This is a genomic window from Mycolicibacterium rhodesiae (assembly GCF_002086695.1).
Taxonomy (GTDB): domain Bacteria; phylum Actinomycetota; class Actinomycetes; order Mycobacteriales; family Mycobacteriaceae; genus Mycobacterium; species Mycobacterium rhodesiae.
This window is the reverse complement of sequence record NZ_MVIH01000005.1, coordinates 353,841-368,704: the sequence shown is the minus strand read 5'-3', so window position 1 is coordinate 368,704 and position 14,864 is coordinate 353,841. Positions and strand designations below refer to the sequence as shown.

At 64.9% G+C, this 14,864-nt stretch carries 20 protein-coding genes; 11 read left to right on the top strand and 9 right to left on the bottom strand.

The features are described from left to right. The first annotated feature begins 40 nt into the window (after positions 1 to 40). Entirely contained in the window at positions 41 to 853 is an 813-nt protein-coding gene (locus BST42_RS14135; RefSeq protein WP_083119488.1) for an acyl-CoA thioesterase domain-containing protein, read from the top strand. A 1-nt stretch (position 854) separates the two neighbouring features. Here the strand turns inward: BST42_RS14135 and BST42_RS14130 are convergent, their stop codons facing one another. Beyond that, positions 855 to 2,006 carry a DmpA family aminopeptidase gene (locus BST42_RS14130; RefSeq protein ID WP_083119485.1) on the bottom strand — a complete coding sequence of 384 codons (1,152 nt, stop codon included), beginning with the start codon at positions 2,004 to 2,006 and terminating at the stop codon, positions 855 to 857. A gap of 332 nt (positions 2,007 to 2,338) precedes the next feature. On the opposite strand from BST42_RS14130, the gene BST42_RS14125 reads away from it, so the two are divergent. The 4 genes from BST42_RS14125 to BST42_RS14110 are packed head-to-tail and all read left to right on the top strand — an operon-like array spanning position 2,339 to position 5,062. After that, positions 2,339 to 3,187 carry a sulfurtransferase gene (locus BST42_RS14125; RefSeq protein ID WP_083119733.1) on the top strand — a complete coding sequence of 283 codons (849 nt, stop codon included), beginning with the start codon at positions 2,339 to 2,341 and terminating at the stop codon, positions 3,185 to 3,187. 2 nt (positions 3,188 to 3,189) lie between these two features. After that, complete coding sequence (locus BST42_RS14120) at positions 3,190 to 3,426, top strand: hypothetical protein (RefSeq protein WP_083119483.1); 237 nt, start codon at positions 3,190 to 3,192, stop codon at positions 3,424 to 3,426. Next, positions 3,423 to 4,622, top strand: a complete 1,200-nt coding sequence (locus BST42_RS14115; RefSeq protein WP_083119480.1) for a thiolase family protein — start codon at positions 3,423 to 3,425, stop codon at positions 4,620 to 4,622. Before BST42_RS14120 ends, BST42_RS14115 begins: the two co-directional genes overlap by 4 nt. Next, positions 4,619 to 5,062: a Zn-ribbon domain-containing OB-fold protein gene (locus tag BST42_RS14110; RefSeq protein ID WP_083119477.1), complete on the top strand. Its 444-nt coding sequence runs from the start codon at positions 4,619 to 4,621 to the stop codon at positions 5,060 to 5,062. Before BST42_RS14115 ends, BST42_RS14110 begins: the two co-directional genes overlap by 4 nt. A gap of 39 nt (positions 5,063 to 5,101) precedes the next feature. Here BST42_RS14110 and BST42_RS14105 read toward each other — a convergent pair whose 3' ends face one another. After that, entirely contained in the window at positions 5,102 to 5,287 is a 186-nt protein-coding gene (locus tag BST42_RS14105) for a long chain fatty acid-CoA synthetase Faa4p (protein WP_083119475.1), read from the bottom strand. 173 nt (positions 5,288 to 5,460) lie between these two features. Between BST42_RS14105 and BST42_RS14100 the strand changes: the two genes are divergently transcribed. Together BST42_RS14100 and BST42_RS14095 are read left to right on the top strand one after the other, a co-directional pair. Further along, a complete protein-coding gene (locus BST42_RS14100; protein WP_083119472.1) occupies positions 5,461 to 5,862 on the top strand; it encodes a DUF1801 domain-containing protein in 402 nt (133 codons plus the stop codon). An 80-nt stretch (positions 5,863 to 5,942) separates the two neighbouring features. After that, complete coding sequence (locus BST42_RS14095; RefSeq protein WP_083119470.1) at positions 5,943 to 6,728, top strand: hypothetical protein; 786 nt, start codon at positions 5,943 to 5,945, stop codon at positions 6,726 to 6,728. Between the two features lie 13 nt (positions 6,729 to 6,741). Here the strand turns inward: BST42_RS14095 and BST42_RS14090 are convergent, their stop codons facing one another. The 4 genes from BST42_RS14090 to BST42_RS14075 are packed head-to-tail and all read right to left on the bottom strand — an operon-like array spanning position 6,742 to position 9,087. Beyond that, the gene (locus BST42_RS14090; RefSeq protein WP_083119467.1) at positions 6,742 to 7,020 is read right to left on the bottom strand and encodes a cytochrome C oxidase subunit IV family protein; all 279 of its coding nucleotides are present in this window, start codon (positions 7,018 to 7,020) and stop codon (positions 6,742 to 6,744) included. Between the two features lie 2 nt (positions 7,021 to 7,022). Further along, on the bottom strand, positions 7,023 to 7,634 hold the full coding sequence (locus BST42_RS14085; protein WP_083119464.1) for a cytochrome c oxidase subunit 3 family protein: 612 nt from the start codon (positions 7,632 to 7,634) through the stop codon (positions 7,023 to 7,025). Continuing rightward, positions 7,631 to 8,386, bottom strand: a complete 756-nt coding sequence (locus BST42_RS14080) for a hypothetical protein (protein WP_083119462.1) — start codon at positions 8,384 to 8,386, stop codon at positions 7,631 to 7,633. Before BST42_RS14080 ends, BST42_RS14085 begins: the two co-directional genes overlap by 4 nt. Beyond that, on the bottom strand, positions 8,383 to 9,087 hold the full coding sequence (locus BST42_RS14075) for a hypothetical protein (protein ID WP_083119459.1): 705 nt from the start codon (positions 9,085 to 9,087) through the stop codon (positions 8,383 to 8,385). Before BST42_RS14075 ends, BST42_RS14080 begins: the two co-directional genes overlap by 4 nt. A 111-nt stretch (positions 9,088 to 9,198) precedes the next feature. Here BST42_RS14075 and BST42_RS14070 point away from each other — a divergent pair, with 111 nt between their 5' ends. Together BST42_RS14070 and BST42_RS14065 are read left to right on the top strand one after the other, a co-directional pair. Continuing rightward, positions 9,199 to 9,813 (top strand): TetR/AcrR family transcriptional regulator, encoded by a 615-nt coding sequence (locus tag BST42_RS14070; RefSeq protein ID WP_083119456.1) that lies wholly within the window; start codon positions 9,199 to 9,201, stop codon positions 9,811 to 9,813. Positions 9,814 to 9,978: 165 nt separating this feature from the next. Beyond that, entirely contained in the window at positions 9,979 to 10,194 is a 216-nt protein-coding gene (locus BST42_RS14065) for a hypothetical protein (protein WP_083119730.1), read from the top strand. Positions 10,195 to 10,830: 636 nt separating this feature from the next. Here the strand turns inward: BST42_RS14065 and BST42_RS14060 are convergent. After that, positions 10,831 to 11,565: an MBL fold metallo-hydrolase gene (locus tag BST42_RS14060; RefSeq protein ID WP_110918612.1), complete on the bottom strand. Its 735-nt coding sequence runs from the start codon at positions 11,563 to 11,565 to the stop codon at positions 10,831 to 10,833. 96 nt (positions 11,566 to 11,661) lie between these two features. Here BST42_RS14060 and BST42_RS14055 point away from each other — a divergent pair, with 96 nt between their 5' ends. Next, entirely contained in the window at positions 11,662 to 12,057 is a 396-nt protein-coding gene (locus BST42_RS14055) for a winged helix-turn-helix transcriptional regulator (RefSeq protein ID WP_083119450.1), read from the top strand. Here the strand turns inward: BST42_RS14055 and BST42_RS14050 are convergent. After that, on the bottom strand, positions 12,054 to 12,770 hold the full coding sequence (locus tag BST42_RS14050) for an alpha/beta fold hydrolase (RefSeq protein WP_237159416.1): 717 nt from the start codon (positions 12,768 to 12,770) through the stop codon (positions 12,054 to 12,056). The two genes, BST42_RS14055 and BST42_RS14050, sit on opposite strands and share 4 nt — an antisense overlap. 80 nt (positions 12,771 to 12,850) lie before the next feature. Then, a complete protein-coding gene (locus BST42_RS14045) occupies positions 12,851 to 13,537 on the bottom strand; it encodes an HD domain-containing protein (protein WP_083119447.1) in 687 nt (228 codons plus the stop codon). Positions 13,538 to 13,632: 95 nt separating this feature from the next. Here BST42_RS14045 and BST42_RS14040 point away from each other — a divergent pair, with 95 nt between their 5' ends. Continuing rightward, positions 13,633 to 14,586 carry a GlxA family transcriptional regulator gene (locus BST42_RS14040; protein WP_083119444.1) on the top strand — a complete coding sequence of 318 codons (954 nt, stop codon included), beginning with the start codon at positions 13,633 to 13,635 and terminating at the stop codon, positions 14,584 to 14,586. Positions 14,587 to 14,864: the final 278 nt, after the last annotated feature.

The following is a 14,864-nucleotide window of genomic DNA, read 5'->3' as shown; positions in this document are numbered from 1 at the left end:
GAGTGCCAGACGCCGGAGGGGGCTGTGCGAGGATGCCCGGATGGCCACCCGACCGGCGCATTTCATTTCCGATCCCGACGGCAACTTCCATCCGACGGAGAATGCGCGAAGCCGGTGGGGTGACGACATGCTCAACGGGCCCGCCGTGGTGAGCCTGGCCGCGTTCAACCTCGAGCAGCGGTTCGGCCTGCCCGAGTTCCTGCCGGCCCGACTCACGGTCGACCTGTTCAAGGCGGCGCGTCGGGTGCCGACGATGGTCCGCGTCCGGCTGATTCGTGACGGCAGGCGGATTCGAAACTCGGAATGCGACGTCCTCCAGGGCGATGCGATCGTCGCACGGGCGACGATGGTGCAATACCGGCTGTCCGAACCGCCACCCGGCGAAGAGTGGACGGCCGACGCCGAGTTCACCCCGCCGGCCGGTGGCGAGCGGCACGGCTATTTCATCGGCAGCGACGATGTCGGCTGGCTCGCCGACGGGGGCGCGCATCAGAACACCTCACGCAAACGCGTCTACCACTGCCCGATCGACGTGGTCGCCGGCCACGACATCACGCCGTTCGTCCGCACCGTCGTCGTCGCCGAGGCCACCAGCCTGGTCAGCAACCTCGGAACCAAGGGGATCGGCTACATCAACGGTGATCTCACGGTCGCACTGTCCCGGTTGCCGCAATCGGAACACATTGGAGTGCAAGGCGATTCGCACTGGACATCGGAGGGCATCTCGGTCGGGGCCGGGACGCTGTTCGACGACGCGGGTCCGTTCGCGACCGGTCTGGTCACCGCCATCGCGAACCCGGCGGCTCAGATCGACTTCAGCAAGCCCGATACGATTCCGACGCTGAACGTCTGAGTCACAGCAGCGCGCGCAGCAGGTCGTGCGGTAACGCGGGGGAGCGGTGCCCGTCGCGGCCCACCATGTCGGCGTTGACCACCAATGAGTTGAGGACAGCCTCCTCCACGCTGTGCACGACGGCGGCGTAGAAGTCGTCCATCCGGCCCCACGGCAGGAATCGCAAAAGGCCGAATTCGTCGTCGCCGACCGGACCCACGGGGAATCGGCTGGCCAGATCCGGTGCGTCGGCTGTCGAGAAGGCCAAGAAGATGTCTCCGGAGAAGTGGCTTCCGGTGGTCCCCGTGCGGGCCAGCCCGAGCGGCACCCGTCGGGCCAGGGCCTTGCACTGGCCCGGCAGCAGCGGGGCGTCGGTGGCGATCACGACGATCACCGAACCCGCTCCGGGCGGCGGCCGGTTGAGGTCGCGCTCGAACCAGTCGCCGTCGAGCGGATTGTCGACGTCCAGGTGCGGGCCGATGAGTCGCCCGGCAACCGTGAGTTCATGGCGCGCGCCGAAATTCGCTTGGACGAAGGCGCCCACCGTGAAGGTGCGGCTTCCGTATCGCACCAGCCGGGACGCAGTTCCGTTGCCGCCCTTGAATTCATAGCAATTCATCCCGGTGCCGCCACCGACCGATCCTTCCGGCACCGGACCTCCGGTGGCCTGGTCGAGTGCTGCTTCGGCGTGCTCGGGGCGCACGTGCCCGCCGTTGATGTCGTTGAGGTAGCCGTCCCACGTCTCGGCGCACACCGGCAGCAGCCACTGACGGGCCAGTACCGGATCGACCCGGTTCACCCAGGAGATCACTCCCGCGTGGCACGCGCCTACGGCATGCGTATTCGACAGCAGCACAGGAAGAGTGAAGGCACCGGATTCCTCGATCCAGGTGGTGCCGGTCATCTCGCCGTTGCCGTTGAGGGAGAACCAGCCTGCGGCGCACGGCCGTCCGAGTCCGCCCCGGCCGCGGGGCAGGATCGCGGTGACGCCGGTGCGTACCGGTCCGCTGCCCACGATCAGTTTCCCGTCGCCGGCCATCAGGGTGATCACGCCGACCTCGACACCGACCACATCGGTGATGGCGTTGAGTGGGCCTGGCTCGCCGGCAAGCGGGATGTCTAGTCCACGGGCGCGAGGCCGGCCGTCGGCGGTGAATGCCGCTGCAGACGTCATCCGGCGGACCCTACCGTCGGCTGCCGGACGAGGATGTCCGAGAGAACCACGGACGCCGGGGAAGGCTCGATGACCTTCCCCAGCGCCGCCCGGCGTTCGCACCACACCCCCCATAGTCGGCGGTGCGAACCATCAGGCGATCCCGGCGCCCCCCGGCGGAATCCGTGTCTCGTCTGATGCTGTAGCAAAGTTATCGGGCCGATATCGACGTGCGCACGCGTAGTGCACTACTCGATTTCAGCTTCTTCTCAGGTTGACCACCTGATGCCTGCGTCCACGCGTGCGCGAGGGCATGATCATCGGTGCCGACCGACGACGAACGGGGAGATGCGATGACTGGGCGCGCTGACGTGCTGATCACCGCTGAAGCGCTGGTCAATCGACTGGCGGCCGGTGAACCGGTGACCGTGCTCGACGTCCGCTGGACCTTGAGCGAGCCGGACGGGCGAGAGCAGTACCTGCAGGGGCATGTTCCCGGTGCGGTCTACGTGTCGCTGGACGACGACCTGAGCGACCACACGGTGTCCGGCCGCGGTAGGCATCCGCTGCCGACCGGCACTGCTGTGCAGGCTGCCGCCCGGCGTTGGGGGATCCGCTCGGGGCAGACCGTGGTGGTCTACGACGACTGGAACAGAGCCGGCTCGGCACGGGCCTGGTGGGTGCTGACGGCGGCGGGCATCCCAGGCGTCCGCATTCTCGACGGCGGCTGGGCGGCGTGGAAAGCTGCAGGTGGGCGTGTCGACACCGGTTCAGTCGACCCATCCCCCGGCGACGTCACGGTGACCCACGACGACCTCTACGACGGTGCGTTGCCCACCCTGACCGCCGACGAGGTCGGCAGCCGGCCGCTGCTGGATGCTCGCGCGCCGGAACGTTTCCGCGGTGACGTGGAACCGGTCGACGCGGTAGCCGGGCACATCCCCGGGGCACGCAACCTGCCGAGCACCGGACTGCTCACTGGGGATGAGAGCTTCATCAGTGGCACCGCCGTTGACGCTCTGCTGGCCGCCTGCGGCATCGACCCGTCCGCACCGATCGGTGTGTACTGCGGATCGGGCATCACCGCGGCGGTCGCCGTTGCCGCGTTGACCGCCGCGGGCCGTGACGCGGCACTGTTCCCGGGATCGTGGTCGCAATGGAGCTCGGATCCGGACCGGCCCGTCGCCCGCGGTGAGCAGTGACGATGGAGACCTTCCTGGTGTATCTGAAAGTTCAGGCGATGTGCCTGGTGTTCGGCATCGTCGGCCCGATATTCCTGGTGGTGTACTTCGCCGTGCAACCCGACCCGACCATCCGGTGGATGTACTACTGGGGGTTGGTGATCACCGCGATCGACGTGCTGATCGCGCTCGGCCTGACCGACCAGACCATGCGGGCAAAGCAGGTCGCTCGCGCGCAGGACGAGGCCCGCACGTCGTGACGAGCCGCGGGCCGTTCGACGGTAAGGCCGTGATCACCGGCGCAGGCAAGTCACAGGTCGGGCGCCGATTGGGCCGCACCGGATTGGAGCTGACGATCGAAGCGGTGCTGCGCGCGATCACCGATGCCGGGCTCGACGTCGACGACGTCGACGGCATCGCCAGCTACCCGGGTGCGGTCGCTGCCAACCCGGGTTTCTCCGGTGCCAACATCACCGAGGTGCGGACCGCTCTGGGCCTGCGCAGCAGGTGGTACATGTCCGGGTTGGAGACCGCGGGCCAGATCGGCCCGGTGATCGAAGCCTGTATGGCCGTCACCCTGGGCCTGGCCAACCACGTAGTGGTGTTCCGGTCGGTGTGGGAATCCACCGCCGCCCAGCAGGCCGGCGGAGGTCACGCGTCGGTCTTGCTCGGCGGAGGTGGCAAGCTGCCCCCGCAGATGGAGTGGACCGCGCCGTTCGGGGCGTTGTCGGCGGCCAACTGGCTGGCGATGCCGGCGCAGCGCTACATGCACGATTTCGGCCTGACCCGTGAACAGCTCGGTGCAATCGCGCTCAACGCCCGGCGCAACGCCGGTCGCAACCCCGACGCCGTCTACCGCGAACCGCTGACGATGGAGGACTATCTGTCGGCGCGGATGATCTCGGAACCCTTGTGCCTCTACGACTGTGATGTGCCCTGCGACGGGGCCACCGCCGTCATCGTCTCCCGCCGCGATGCCTGCGGCGGCTTGCCTCGCCACCCACTGACCGTCGAGTCCGTCGGGCCGGGCATGTTCGAAAGACCAACGTGGGAACAGCGTTTCGACCTCACCACAATGGCGGCCCACGATTCGGCCGCCACGTTATGGGAGCACACCGAACTGCGGCCGAGCGACGTCGACATGGCGCAGTTGTACGACGGCTTCAGCTTCCTGACAGTGATGTGGTTGGAGGCGTTGGGGTTCTGCGAGCACGGCCGGGTCGGTGAGTTCATCGAGAGCGGTGACCGAATCGCCCTCGACGGGCAGCTGCCGCTGAACACCAGTGGCGGCCAGCTGTCGGGCGGCCGGCTGCACGGTATGGGCTTCCTGCACGAGGCCTGTGTGCAGCTGTGGGGCGAGGGCGGCGAACGTCAGGCTCCACGCACGCCGGAAGTCGTTGCGGTCGGCGTCGGCGGAGGTCCGGTAGCGGGTTCGATGTTGGTGAGCAGCCGATGAGCTATCAGCGACCGGGTTTACGGCTCGCGCCCAGCCCAACACCCGAATCAGAAGCATTCTGGACCGGCGGCCGCGACGGCAATCTACTCATCAGCCGGTGCCACGCATGTGGCCATTTTTTTCACCCGCCGGGGCCCGCCTGCTGGCGTTGCCGCAGCACCGATGTCGCGCCGGAGAAGGTATCCGGGCGAGCCACCGTCGCGGCGTTCAGCGTGGACCGGCAGCCCTGGATTCCAGGTTTTGAGCCGCCCTACATCGTGGCGATCGTCGAAATCGCTGAGGACTCCGGGGTTCGGCTGATCACCAACGTCGTCGATGTCGAGCCGGCCGACATGAGCATCGGGCTCGAGGTGGAGGTGTTTTTCGAAGAGTGGACCGCGTTGTCCGGCGGCGACGACACCCGGGTGTGGATCCCGTTGTTCAGACCCGTCGCTCCTTGACAGAGTGCACTCAACCGTTGCGCCGCAACGGGATTGCGATCAGTCGCGAACCCAGACCGAGATATATCCGATGGGGATGCCAGTGCGGGCGGCGATGCATTCACGGGCCGCCAGTTCGACCTTGTCCCGTGTCGTCGCCTCGGTGGCATCGTTGATTTCGGGAATCCGGACAAGCCACCGGTTGCTCTCGAACCGAATATCGATTTCGAAGCACTGACCGGCCATCGGCCGAAGCACCTGATGGGTACGAAGACCCCGTTGCGGACGAGTGGAGAAGCCGCGAGTTCTGTAATGAGTACGCATCTTCAAGCTTTCCGAAACAATTCTGGGCCGCGGGAAAAGATACTCCCTGTGACCGGCGAATACAAAATCGCAGTCGGTGTGGCCATGATGGGCATATGGCTGACGACGACCTGACCGCTTCACAGCGAATCGACGCGCGAATTGCCGAATTCGACGATTGGCGAGGCGCGACACTCGCCCAGATCCGCGACGTGATCAAGCGGGCCGATCCCGAGGTGGTCGAGGAGTGGAAATGGCGGGGCGTCCCGGTCTGGTCACACGCCGGAATGATCTGCACGGGAGAGGCCTACAAGGCCGCGGTCAAGATGACATTCGCCAAAGGCGCGGCACTGCCGGACCCCTCGGGTCTGTTCAATGCGAGCCTTGACGGCAACACCCGGCGGGCCATCGATTTCCACGAAGGCGATGTCATCGACGAAGCTGCGTTGGCGGCCCTCATCCGGTCGGCTGTTGAACTGAACATGTCCCCGAAGCCGCGGTCGGGTAAACGCGGGTAACGATTTCCGGACCGAATTGCCGGGCGGCCGATCTCAGCAAACAGAGCCCGCTGCCCATCACACGTCGATAGGCTCTGCCGATGCCGGGGGTGCGGTTGACGGGATTTTTGGGCGGTGTGGCGGTCGGATTCGGGATCTGGCTGGCCATGGGTATCGCGGGTGCGCAGCCGGCGTCGGCCGCGCCGGCGGGTTCTTCCGACAACACGAGCGCACACAGTGCGACGAGCGCACGCAATCACAAGACCGCCGCTGCTCGCCGGCCGGCGGCTGCCCGGGTAGCCCCCAACACCACGAAACGTCCTGTCGCAACGACGCGTCAACCGACGGCCGCGACGTCGGCCCGAAACCCGTTGCGGCACCGGATCGTCATCTTCAAGAACACCCACTTGGCGTTGCCGCCGCAGATGGTGTTCTTCGCCAAACGCGTGGCCGGGAATGCCACTTTCACCGACAGCTCGGTCTACGACCTGCAGACCGCCGACCAGTACGACTGGAACAAGCTGACCGGTATATCGTTCACGCTCCTGCGGCCGGACACCGACGCGATCATGGTGGCCTGGCGGTACAACGTGACCACCCAGATGTTCGAAGTCGGGCCGTACTACAACGTCGACACCGCCAGGATCATGCCGACCGCCTCCGAGATCGTCTCGGTACCCGTCGGTCAGACGTTCACCTTCACTGCCGACTACCAGGGCATCACCGTGCAATACGGAGACACGCTGGTGTACAAGCCGATTCCCGAGGGGCTGCACCCGAATCAGCTGTCCGCATTCCGGATCAACAGCTGGTTCGGCGGCACCAGCCGGGCGCCGAAGACGATCTCCTTCAATCTTGATCTCAAGCCGTGGTGGACCGAGTTCTGACCGTGCGTCGCCGTCATCCGCCGGCGAAGTAGACGCCGAGCATTGCCGCGACAACCACGATCACCCAGCCGCTGGTAACGGCCATGAGCCACAGCGGCGCCCGGCGGACCTCCATGAAATGCCAGATCACCAGCTGGGCCTTCACCGCCGCGATCAGGAGCACGACGGTGGTGACCGTCGCATTGAGCTGATGAGCGGCCCCACCGTCGCGGGAGACCAGCCACGACACGACGGTGACACCCGTCAGCAGCGCCCACACGATGGTCAGCGGGTTGCGGATCAACGACGTCATCGTCACCTCATCAGGTAGAACGCGGCGAACAGGACTAGCCACAGCACGTCGACCATGTGCCAGTAGGTGGCACCGGTCTCGACGAACGAGATCTTCGGCGGCGTAGACAGCTTCAGATTCCGGATCACGAAGCACATGATGACCAGACCGAGCAGGACGTGACACAGATGCAGACCGGTCATCACGAAGTAGAACATGAAGAACAGGTTGGTCCCTGGCGTGATGCCGGCGGTGATCTCCGGAATCCACTCGAACATCTTCAGGATCGGGAACACGGCACCCAACACCAGCGCGACGACGAACCGGCGCAGCGCATCCGTGGCATTGCCAGCTCGTGCCGCGGTGGTCCCGAAAACCACGAACAACGAACTGGTCAGCAGCACAACGGTGTTGATCGCGCCGATGTCCATGTTGAGCCGAGCCTGGCTCTGCAGAAAGAGTCCTGGGTTCTGGCCGCGGTAATACACGTAGCCGACGAAGTAGACGCCGAAGATGAGCAGATCGCCGATGACGAAGAACCACATGCTCGGATCGCCGGGTATGTGTCCCCGCCCGTGGTGGTCCGGGCGGGAGTCGCCGAGGTTGCCGGATCGCCCCTCCGCGACCTCGATCATGCGGTCACGCCGATGCTGGAATCGCCTGTGGCGGTGTACAGGTCGGCGTTGTCGAGTTCGGTCGCGGGCTGCCTCTTGATCGACCGGTAGATGCAGGTGTAGACGACCAGCTGCCACGAGACGTAGAGAACCACGGTGAACCAGAACGTCATCAGCCCGTTCCACGCGAAGGGTCCCGACTTGTTGATCCACACCGGCGCGGCCATCAACTCGGTCATGTACTGCCACACGGTGTAGTAGCCCAACCACTTCGGCAGGACATTGTTCTTGTCGAGAAGGATGGCCAGCCCGAACGCCATCCACATGACACAGAAGCAGCCGAGGGATCCGATGAACGCCAGATAGCCGAAGTCGTAGAGCATCGCGAGCACGGCCGGGCTGTAGCCGGGGCGAAACGCGCCGAGGCCGAAGCAGAACATCGGGAACAGCATGCCGACGACGGCACCGGAGATGGCCCCCATCATCAGCGTGTACCGGAACGCCGGGCTCACCGACATCCGCTTGATCTGCATGAGATACACCGCGTTCGACACCGGTGCGAGTCCGAACGTGAGCGTCAGCAGCACGCACGCGACGAGCAGATTGTGGGACTGCATGAATGCGACGATCTGTGCTGTCGAGGCGCTCGGCGATCTCGGCGGCATCATCCAACTCAATGGCACGAACACCAGACCGAACACGTTGAAGAAGAACGGCACACTCCAGAAGGTGATCCATTGGTCGAGCTTGCGGTTCTTCCGTCGCGGTGTCACGCGAGGACTTCCCGCTCGCTGCCCTGGCGGTTCACCGCACGCAGAAGGACGACGAACATCACCACGATGTAGGCCGCAAAAGTCAACAGTCGCAGCGTGAATGACAGCGTGCCGTTCCAGGCCAGGGGACCGGTTTTGACCAGAATCGAGAACGCGCTCGGGGCCAGCAGTGCGACGGTAGCGACGTTGAAGTGCGCCGCCCAGCGCGGGAAGATCGGATCGGGCCGCTCGTCGAGGTACACGCTCAGCGCGAAGCACAGATTCTGCACGATGATGGTGCCGACCGGCGCGATGAAGAAGAACCAGGCCATGTCATTGAGCAGACTGATGAGCTCGGGATCGCGGGCGGGCCGGAAAGCCGCCATGCCCCAGCAATAGTCGGCCAGGATGAACGCCGTTGTCCCGACACCGACGCAGATGATGTAGGCGTAGGTGAGGACCACGCTGGAGGTCGCGACCCGCGATATCTGGACAGCCGTCACCGCGAAGAGCGGGATCAGGGAACCGGCGATCAGATTGCACAGAATCGCAACGCCGAGCACGCCGGTGGCGTTCTCGCGGAAGAACGCCGCGACTTCGTAGGGGGACATTGTCGGGGACAGCGGCGGGGAGAAGACCGGAAACAGTACGTAAGCCAGGGCGAGCAGTGCCGCCGCGGGCGGCGCGGTCCACAGCAGAATGCGTTGACCTCGTGTGTTCATCGGACTTTTTGTAGCACGTTCACTGACAGATAACAACGAAATGGATCGCCCGCTCCGTGTCTATCTCGATGTTTATCGGTTTTGAGTGACAAGTGTCGGCGAATGACGGGTATGCGGCACAATGGACGCGTGCGAGAGACAGCGACGAATCGCGAAGCCCAGCGTCGTCGGACGCGTGCACGTGTGCTCGACGCTGCGATCGTCGAGTTTCAGCGGGCTGGCTCGAACTCGGCGGACATCAACGCCATCGTCGAGGCTGCGGGAGTTGCCCGGAGTACCTTCTACTTTCACTTCCCGACCAAGGAGCATGTCCTGCTCGAGTTGATCCGGCGCGACGAGGACTACCTCGGCGAGGAACTCAGTCGGTTCCTGGAGACCCGGCACGATCTGGAAGCCGTCCTCACCGAGATCATCAGGCTGGTCGTTGAACTCGAGAATCGTTGGGGCGCGGCGCTTTTCCGTGATGTCATCAGCCTTTATTTCTCGCCGTCCCTGGTTCAGGACGAGCAATGGAGCAGACACCCGACTTTCGTACTGCTTGCCGCGGAGGTCGAGCGTGCCCGTATCCGCGGCGAACTCTACGACGATGTCGAAGCCTATGACGCCGCGGCGTTCTTCCTGATCGGGCTCCATGCCGTTCTGATCAGCGCCCGCGACACCGGGACTGCCCGCGATGTGGTCCTCGAGAAGTTCGTGAAGAGCACCCTGCGCAGTCTTCGGCCGTAAACGGCGCGTCAACCACGCGCGCTGGGCGGACAGACCGCGGGCTGAAGACCGAGCGAGTTCGCCATCGCGTTTTGGTTTTGACACGCGTTGACGCCGGAGTCGGGTGGGGTGTTGGGGCCTTGGCTGGCCCGGCAGGTGGTGGGTTGTAGGCCGATGGCGATGGGCATGGCGCTTTGGTTTTGGCAGGCGGTCACGCCGGAGTCGGGTGGGGTGTTGGGGCCTTGGCTGGCCCGGCAGGTGGTGGGTTGCAGGCCGATGGCGATGGGCATGGCGCCTTGGTTCTGGCAGGCCGTCATACCGGAGTCGGGCGGGGTGTTCGGGCCCTGGCTCGCGCGACAGGTGGCGGTTGGCAGTCCGAGAGAGGTCGTCATCGCGCTTTGATTCTGGCAGGCGGTCAGTCCGGAATCTGCGGGCGTTGACCCGGTCGGGCTGCTCTCCGACTGGTCCTTGTCCGGCGATCCGGACCCGCCCTGATCGGCATCCTGATCGTCCGGGGTAGGTGCGGTGCTCGTTGACGATGCCTTCGACGCACCGCCGCTTTTCGGAGCTGGGGTTGAGCAGGGGGCGGGGTTATAACCACCGCGTTGGAAGCAATCGGCGGCTGCGGTGCCGGTCACGCCGAGGGCTCCGAGACCGGCCGCCGAGGCGGTGAGAACGACTGCAGCCAGGCACCGGCCCCACACGTCCCGCGTCATCAGCGCTCGCCCCGAGGCGCAGATCTCACAGTGACGAATTCTAGCTCCCGCCAGGGATAAACGTCGCGGTTACGAATTGTGTTGGGGGCGTGGTTCTTTCGCGACGGGAGTGTACGGTCAAGTTCGCGGATGCCCGAGCCGGGCCGGCCTCCGAACCCAGACGTACGGCAACCCATCGGTCGAAGATAGTGCCGGGCAATATGATTCGTGAAGTACGGGCCGGCCGTCGGGCGGAGATGTTTCGTCACCGTGACGTAACGACAGCCGCCGGGGGGCCGCGGACACCGTTGTCACCTCGCCGGGTGGCCCTACCCGAAAGCGGTCAATGCGCTGCCGGATGCTGGCGGCGTGAAACTTTCTGAGCCAGTTGACGGTCCAGCCAACGCTGGACGCTGGTCGCGGGCATCGGGCCGCCGTGTCCGATGTGCAACGTATGCGGGCCCATCCTCAACGCAGCCTGCAAGCTGTCCAAGGCCTGGTCGGGGTCGTCGTGAAACGGAGGGTTGGAGGGGCTGTACTGCAGCAGGCCCAGGAAGCCGCCGGTGAGCATGTCACCGGCGATCAGATCGCCCTGATCGAGTAGAACCGACACCGATCCCGGGGTGTGTCCGGGGGTATGGATTATGCGACCGTCGATGCCGTGCTCCTGCAGCCCATACTCACCTGTCAGCAGCAGGTCTGGCTGCAGAGGTCGGGTGACTTCGTTCGGTGGGGGAGTACGGGTGAAGAGGTGTCCGAAGACGCCGATTGGCTGGCGTTTGGTGCGGTCGGAGTGTCCGGCCTGGTAGGTGGCCAGGTCAGCTTCGTGCGCCGCAACCGGAACACCGGTGCGGGTCTGGAGTTCCGCAGCAGCGCCGAAGTGGTCGACGTGACCGTGGGTGACGATGATCATTTCCAGATCGGTGGGATCGACGCCAGCGGCGACGATGCCGTTCCAGATGCGATCACCGCTGCTGGGCATACCGCAGTCGATGAGGACAGGGCGTCGCCCGATCAAGAGAAAGGTGTTGACGAGGTGGTCGCCGAGGACCGGGATCTTGACGATCTTGGTGTTCATGGTGGCTTCCTTCATTCGGGCGGTAACTTCCAAAACGGAAGCGACTTCTTGAAACTACCACATGACTTCCAGTTTGGAAGTAGATAGGCTGGGCGCATGCGTAATTCACTCGGGACAGACAACTGCCCTGCTGGCCGTGCGCTGGACGTGATTGGCGAACGGTGGTCGCTGCTCATCGTGCGCGAAGCACTGGGCGGCGCCGCCCGGTTCGACGACTTCCGTAACCGGCTGCCGATCAGCGACAACACGTTGACCCGACGCTTGGCCGAACTCGTCGAACGACAGATTCTGGAACGTCGGCCTTATCAATCTGAACCGACCCGATACGAGTACCGTCTCACCGACCGCGGGAAATCGCTGGTAACAGTACTTGCGAGCCTCGCCGAGTGGGGTGATCGGTGGACTGCGCCGAATCCGGCGGGCCCGACGCCACCGCCGGTCCCGTCGTGGCTTACTGCCGCCGATGAGGAGTGCGACGCGACACACGCCTAGCCGGAATTGAGTCGGTAGCGCGTCAATTCGCCGGCAAGGGCCTCGGGTGCCTCGAGTGGGATGAGATGGCCAGGCCCGTCGAGGACGCGGATGGATGCTTTCGAGATGAAGGGCTCCAAGTGCTGACGCAGTACATCGACGGGTTCGACGAGGTCGCGGCTTCCCGCGATGACGGTCGTGTCGATCAGGATGCGCTGTGCGGCCGTCGTGATGTTCTCGGCTATGCCGTGCAGCGGCCACTCCGTACGGGCCGCCGCCGCGCCGGCGAGGCTGTCCTCGACGATCCTCGCGCGCACCGACACCGCAAGTGGGATCGCTGTCAACACGTGATCGACCGCGCTGGACACCGTGTCAGGGTTGTCGTAGGCGTGCGCGAGTTGCTGTTGGAACTGCGCGGTGATCGCGGCCGGCGGCTCCGGAGGTGCGGGTGCGACCAGAATCAAACCCTTGAGCGCAGTGGGGTGTTCGGCCGCGACGAGTTGGGCGACCTTGCCGCCCATCGAGTGCCCGACGAGGATGACGTCGGTACCGAGCGCCTCGATGACGGTGGCCGCGTCCGTGGCCAGCTGTCCCAAGTCGAAGGGACCAGGCAGCGTGTTGGAGCGGCTCCAGCCGCGGTGGTCGTAGAACGCTACCGGCACCTGCGGGTCGAGATGGGCGAGCATCGGGTTCCAGGTGCGAGAGCTGCCACCCCAGTAGTGCAGGAGCAACAATGTCGGTCCTCGACCGGACCGGTGGCCCACGGTCAACGAACCGCCGCTCACTGGCACCTGTAATTCCGTGAACGGGCTCGTCATGAGTTGCTTTCGTGCATTGCACGGGGGCGGTCGTTCCAGCCGGCGGCGTCGACGGCGTCGAACCACGTTCCCGCGGACTGCTCGGGATACATCAGTTGGTGGAAGTGAGCCGGAAAGCTCATCGGTGGTGCCTTGACGGGGTTTCGCTGCGCCTGCTCGGCCACGACTGCAGCGAGTGCGTAGCCCAAGTCGTGGCGTGGCCACGCGGCGTGTACGCGATCGGCAAAACCGTCGGGCAGCTGTTGCCGGTGAGTGCCGATGATGTCGGTGCCGATGCCCATTTGCGCCACTGCGGCAATGGATCCGAACCGGTGGGCCAGGCCGACACTGGTGTGCAGCGCAATGGCCGTCCATGCGGTGTCGATGCGCGCGGTGTCGAGGCCATGCTCGGCGAGAAAGCGGGCAGCGGCATCCGCGCCGTCCACCTCGAACCGTTGGTCGGTATTCGCGTACTCCGTCGCGCCGAGATCGTGCAGGATGCACACGAGGTAGAGAAGTTCGCCGTCGCCGTGATCCGGGGCTCCGGCAGTCGCTGACAGTTCCCGCGCGAACAGGTAGCTGCGGACGACGTGGTTGTAGACGAACTCGGGGGAGACGTCACGGGCGAGTCGACGTGCTGCAGTTGCGACAGGCGAATCGGGTAGTCCGAACTGCGCAGCGAAGGCGTCATCGGAGAGTGTCATGCGGAGCCCTTCGTCATCAGGTGATCTCACAACCCTGCGGTAGGACAGCCAGCTGCACTAGTGGCTAGATAGACATATGTCGCTAAGATCTGGCCATGATCGTCGGCGTGTTCGGGTGCGAGCAAGTATTGGGCTTCGAGCTGATGATTCCCGGGCAAGTCTTCGGCATGGCCAATCTGGCGCTGACGGAGATCGCCGAACCGGGACGTTACGACGTACGATGTTGCGCCGCCGGCACGATTACCACCACACAGGAGTGGGGCCCCATCGAGATCCGCGCACCGTTCGGCCTCGACGAGTTGGCGGCCGCCGACGTCGTGATCGTCCCGGGCAAGCAAGACTTCCTGAGCCCACCAGACCAGTACGTGATCGACATTCTGCGTGCGGCGTACGACGGTGGTGCGCGCATCGGGTCCATCTGCGTCGGAGCGTTCACCCTGGCGGCGGCCGGGTTGCTGGATGGGCGAACAGTGACCACGCACTGGCAGTGGGCCGACGCTCTGGCACGCCGATACCCCGAAGTGGAGGTTGACGCCGGTGCGATGTTCATCGACGACGGTCAGATCCTGACCTCGGCCGGCGTCGCTGCAGGCCTGGACCTGTGCCTGCATCTCATCCGGCAGGACGCTGGAGCAGAACTCGCGGACCGGACTGCGCGGCGGCTCGTCCTGTCCAGCTGGCGCGACGGCGGTCAGGCGCCGTACATCGAAACGTCACGGCCCGAGGACGATTCACTTCAGGCGATCGTCACGTGGATGGAGGAGAACGCCCTCGAGCCGTTGGACCTCGACACAATTGCCCGACACGCGTCGATGAGCGTACGCAGCCTCAATCGCCATTTCCGGGCGCGCCTCGGCACGACACCGCTACAACTGCTTCTGCAAACTCGCATCAACCTGGCGCGCCGACTACTCGAGTCCACCGACCTGCCGATGAACCGGATTGCCGAGCAATCCGGATTCGCCTCGCACACCTCGCTCCGTTATCACTTCGTCCGCAGCGTGGGCGTAGCTCCACATAAGTACCGGACTAGTTACGCGCGCACATGAGACAGAACACGTGGCAGCGGCCCGCGCCGGTCACGGTTCCGCTCCGTCGGAGTCGACGATGCGGCGATACACGGCGCGCTTCGATCAGGTAGCCAGCGCAGCCCAATTCGTCACAGTGACGAATTGAATGGCGGTGAGCCTGACGGGGGGCGGCACACCCAGCCGAGTTGCATCGCCGAACGATTGGGCTATTGATTGATCGCGAACCTGACGTTGCGGCGTGCGCGCAAACGGATGCGGAACCATGGCATACATAAACAGCGGGCCGGGCGCTGATC

Coding starts and splice junctions, on each gene's coding strand:
- BST42_RS14135 (WP_083119488.1), top strand. CDS start 41: ATGGCCACCCGACCGGCGCATTTCATTTCCGATCCCGACGGCAACTTC.
- BST42_RS14130 (WP_083119485.1), bottom strand. CDS start 2,006: ATGACGTCTGCAGCGGCATTCACCGCCGACGGCCGGCCTCGCGCCCGT.
- BST42_RS14125 (WP_083119733.1), top strand. CDS start 2,339: ATGACTGGGCGCGCTGACGTGCTGATCACCGCTGAAGCGCTGGTCAAT.
- BST42_RS14120 (WP_083119483.1), top strand. CDS start 3,190: ATGGAGACCTTCCTGGTGTATCTGAAAGTTCAGGCGATGTGCCTGGTG.
- BST42_RS14110 (WP_083119477.1), top strand. CDS start 4,619: ATGAGCTATCAGCGACCGGGTTTACGGCTCGCGCCCAGCCCAACACCC.
- BST42_RS14105 (WP_083119475.1), bottom strand. CDS start 5,287: ATGGCCGGTCAGTGCTTCGAAATCGATATTCGGTTCGAGAGCAACCGG.
- BST42_RS14100 (WP_083119472.1), top strand. CDS start 5,461: ATGGCTGACGACGACCTGACCGCTTCACAGCGAATCGACGCGCGAATT.
- BST42_RS14095 (WP_083119470.1), top strand. CDS start 5,943: ATGCCGGGGGTGCGGTTGACGGGATTTTTGGGCGGTGTGGCGGTCGGA.
- BST42_RS14090 (WP_083119467.1), bottom strand. CDS start 7,020: ATGACGTCGTTGATCCGCAACCCGCTGACCATCGTGTGGGCGCTGCTG.
- BST42_RS14085 (WP_083119464.1), bottom strand. CDS start 7,634: ATGATCGAGGTCGCGGAGGGGCGATCCGGCAACCTCGGCGACTCCCGC.
- BST42_RS14075 (WP_083119459.1), bottom strand. CDS start 9,087: ATGAACACACGAGGTCAACGCATTCTGCTGTGGACCGCGCCGCCCGCG.
- BST42_RS14070 (WP_083119456.1), top strand. CDS start 9,199: ATGCGGCACAATGGACGCGTGCGAGAGACAGCGACGAATCGCGAAGCC.
- BST42_RS14065 (WP_083119730.1), top strand. CDS start 9,979: ATGGCGCTTTGGTTTTGGCAGGCGGTCACGCCGGAGTCGGGTGGGGTG.
- BST42_RS14060 (WP_110918612.1), bottom strand. CDS start 11,565: ATGAACACCAAGATCGTCAAGATCCCGGTCCTCGGCGACCACCTCGTC.
- BST42_RS14055 (WP_083119450.1), top strand. CDS start 11,662: ATGCGTAATTCACTCGGGACAGACAACTGCCCTGCTGGCCGTGCGCTG.
- BST42_RS14045 (WP_083119447.1), bottom strand. CDS start 13,537: ATGACACTCTCCGATGACGCCTTCGCTGCGCAGTTCGGACTACCCGAT.
- BST42_RS14040 (WP_083119444.1), top strand. CDS start 13,633: ATGATCGTCGGCGTGTTCGGGTGCGAGCAAGTATTGGGCTTCGAGCTG.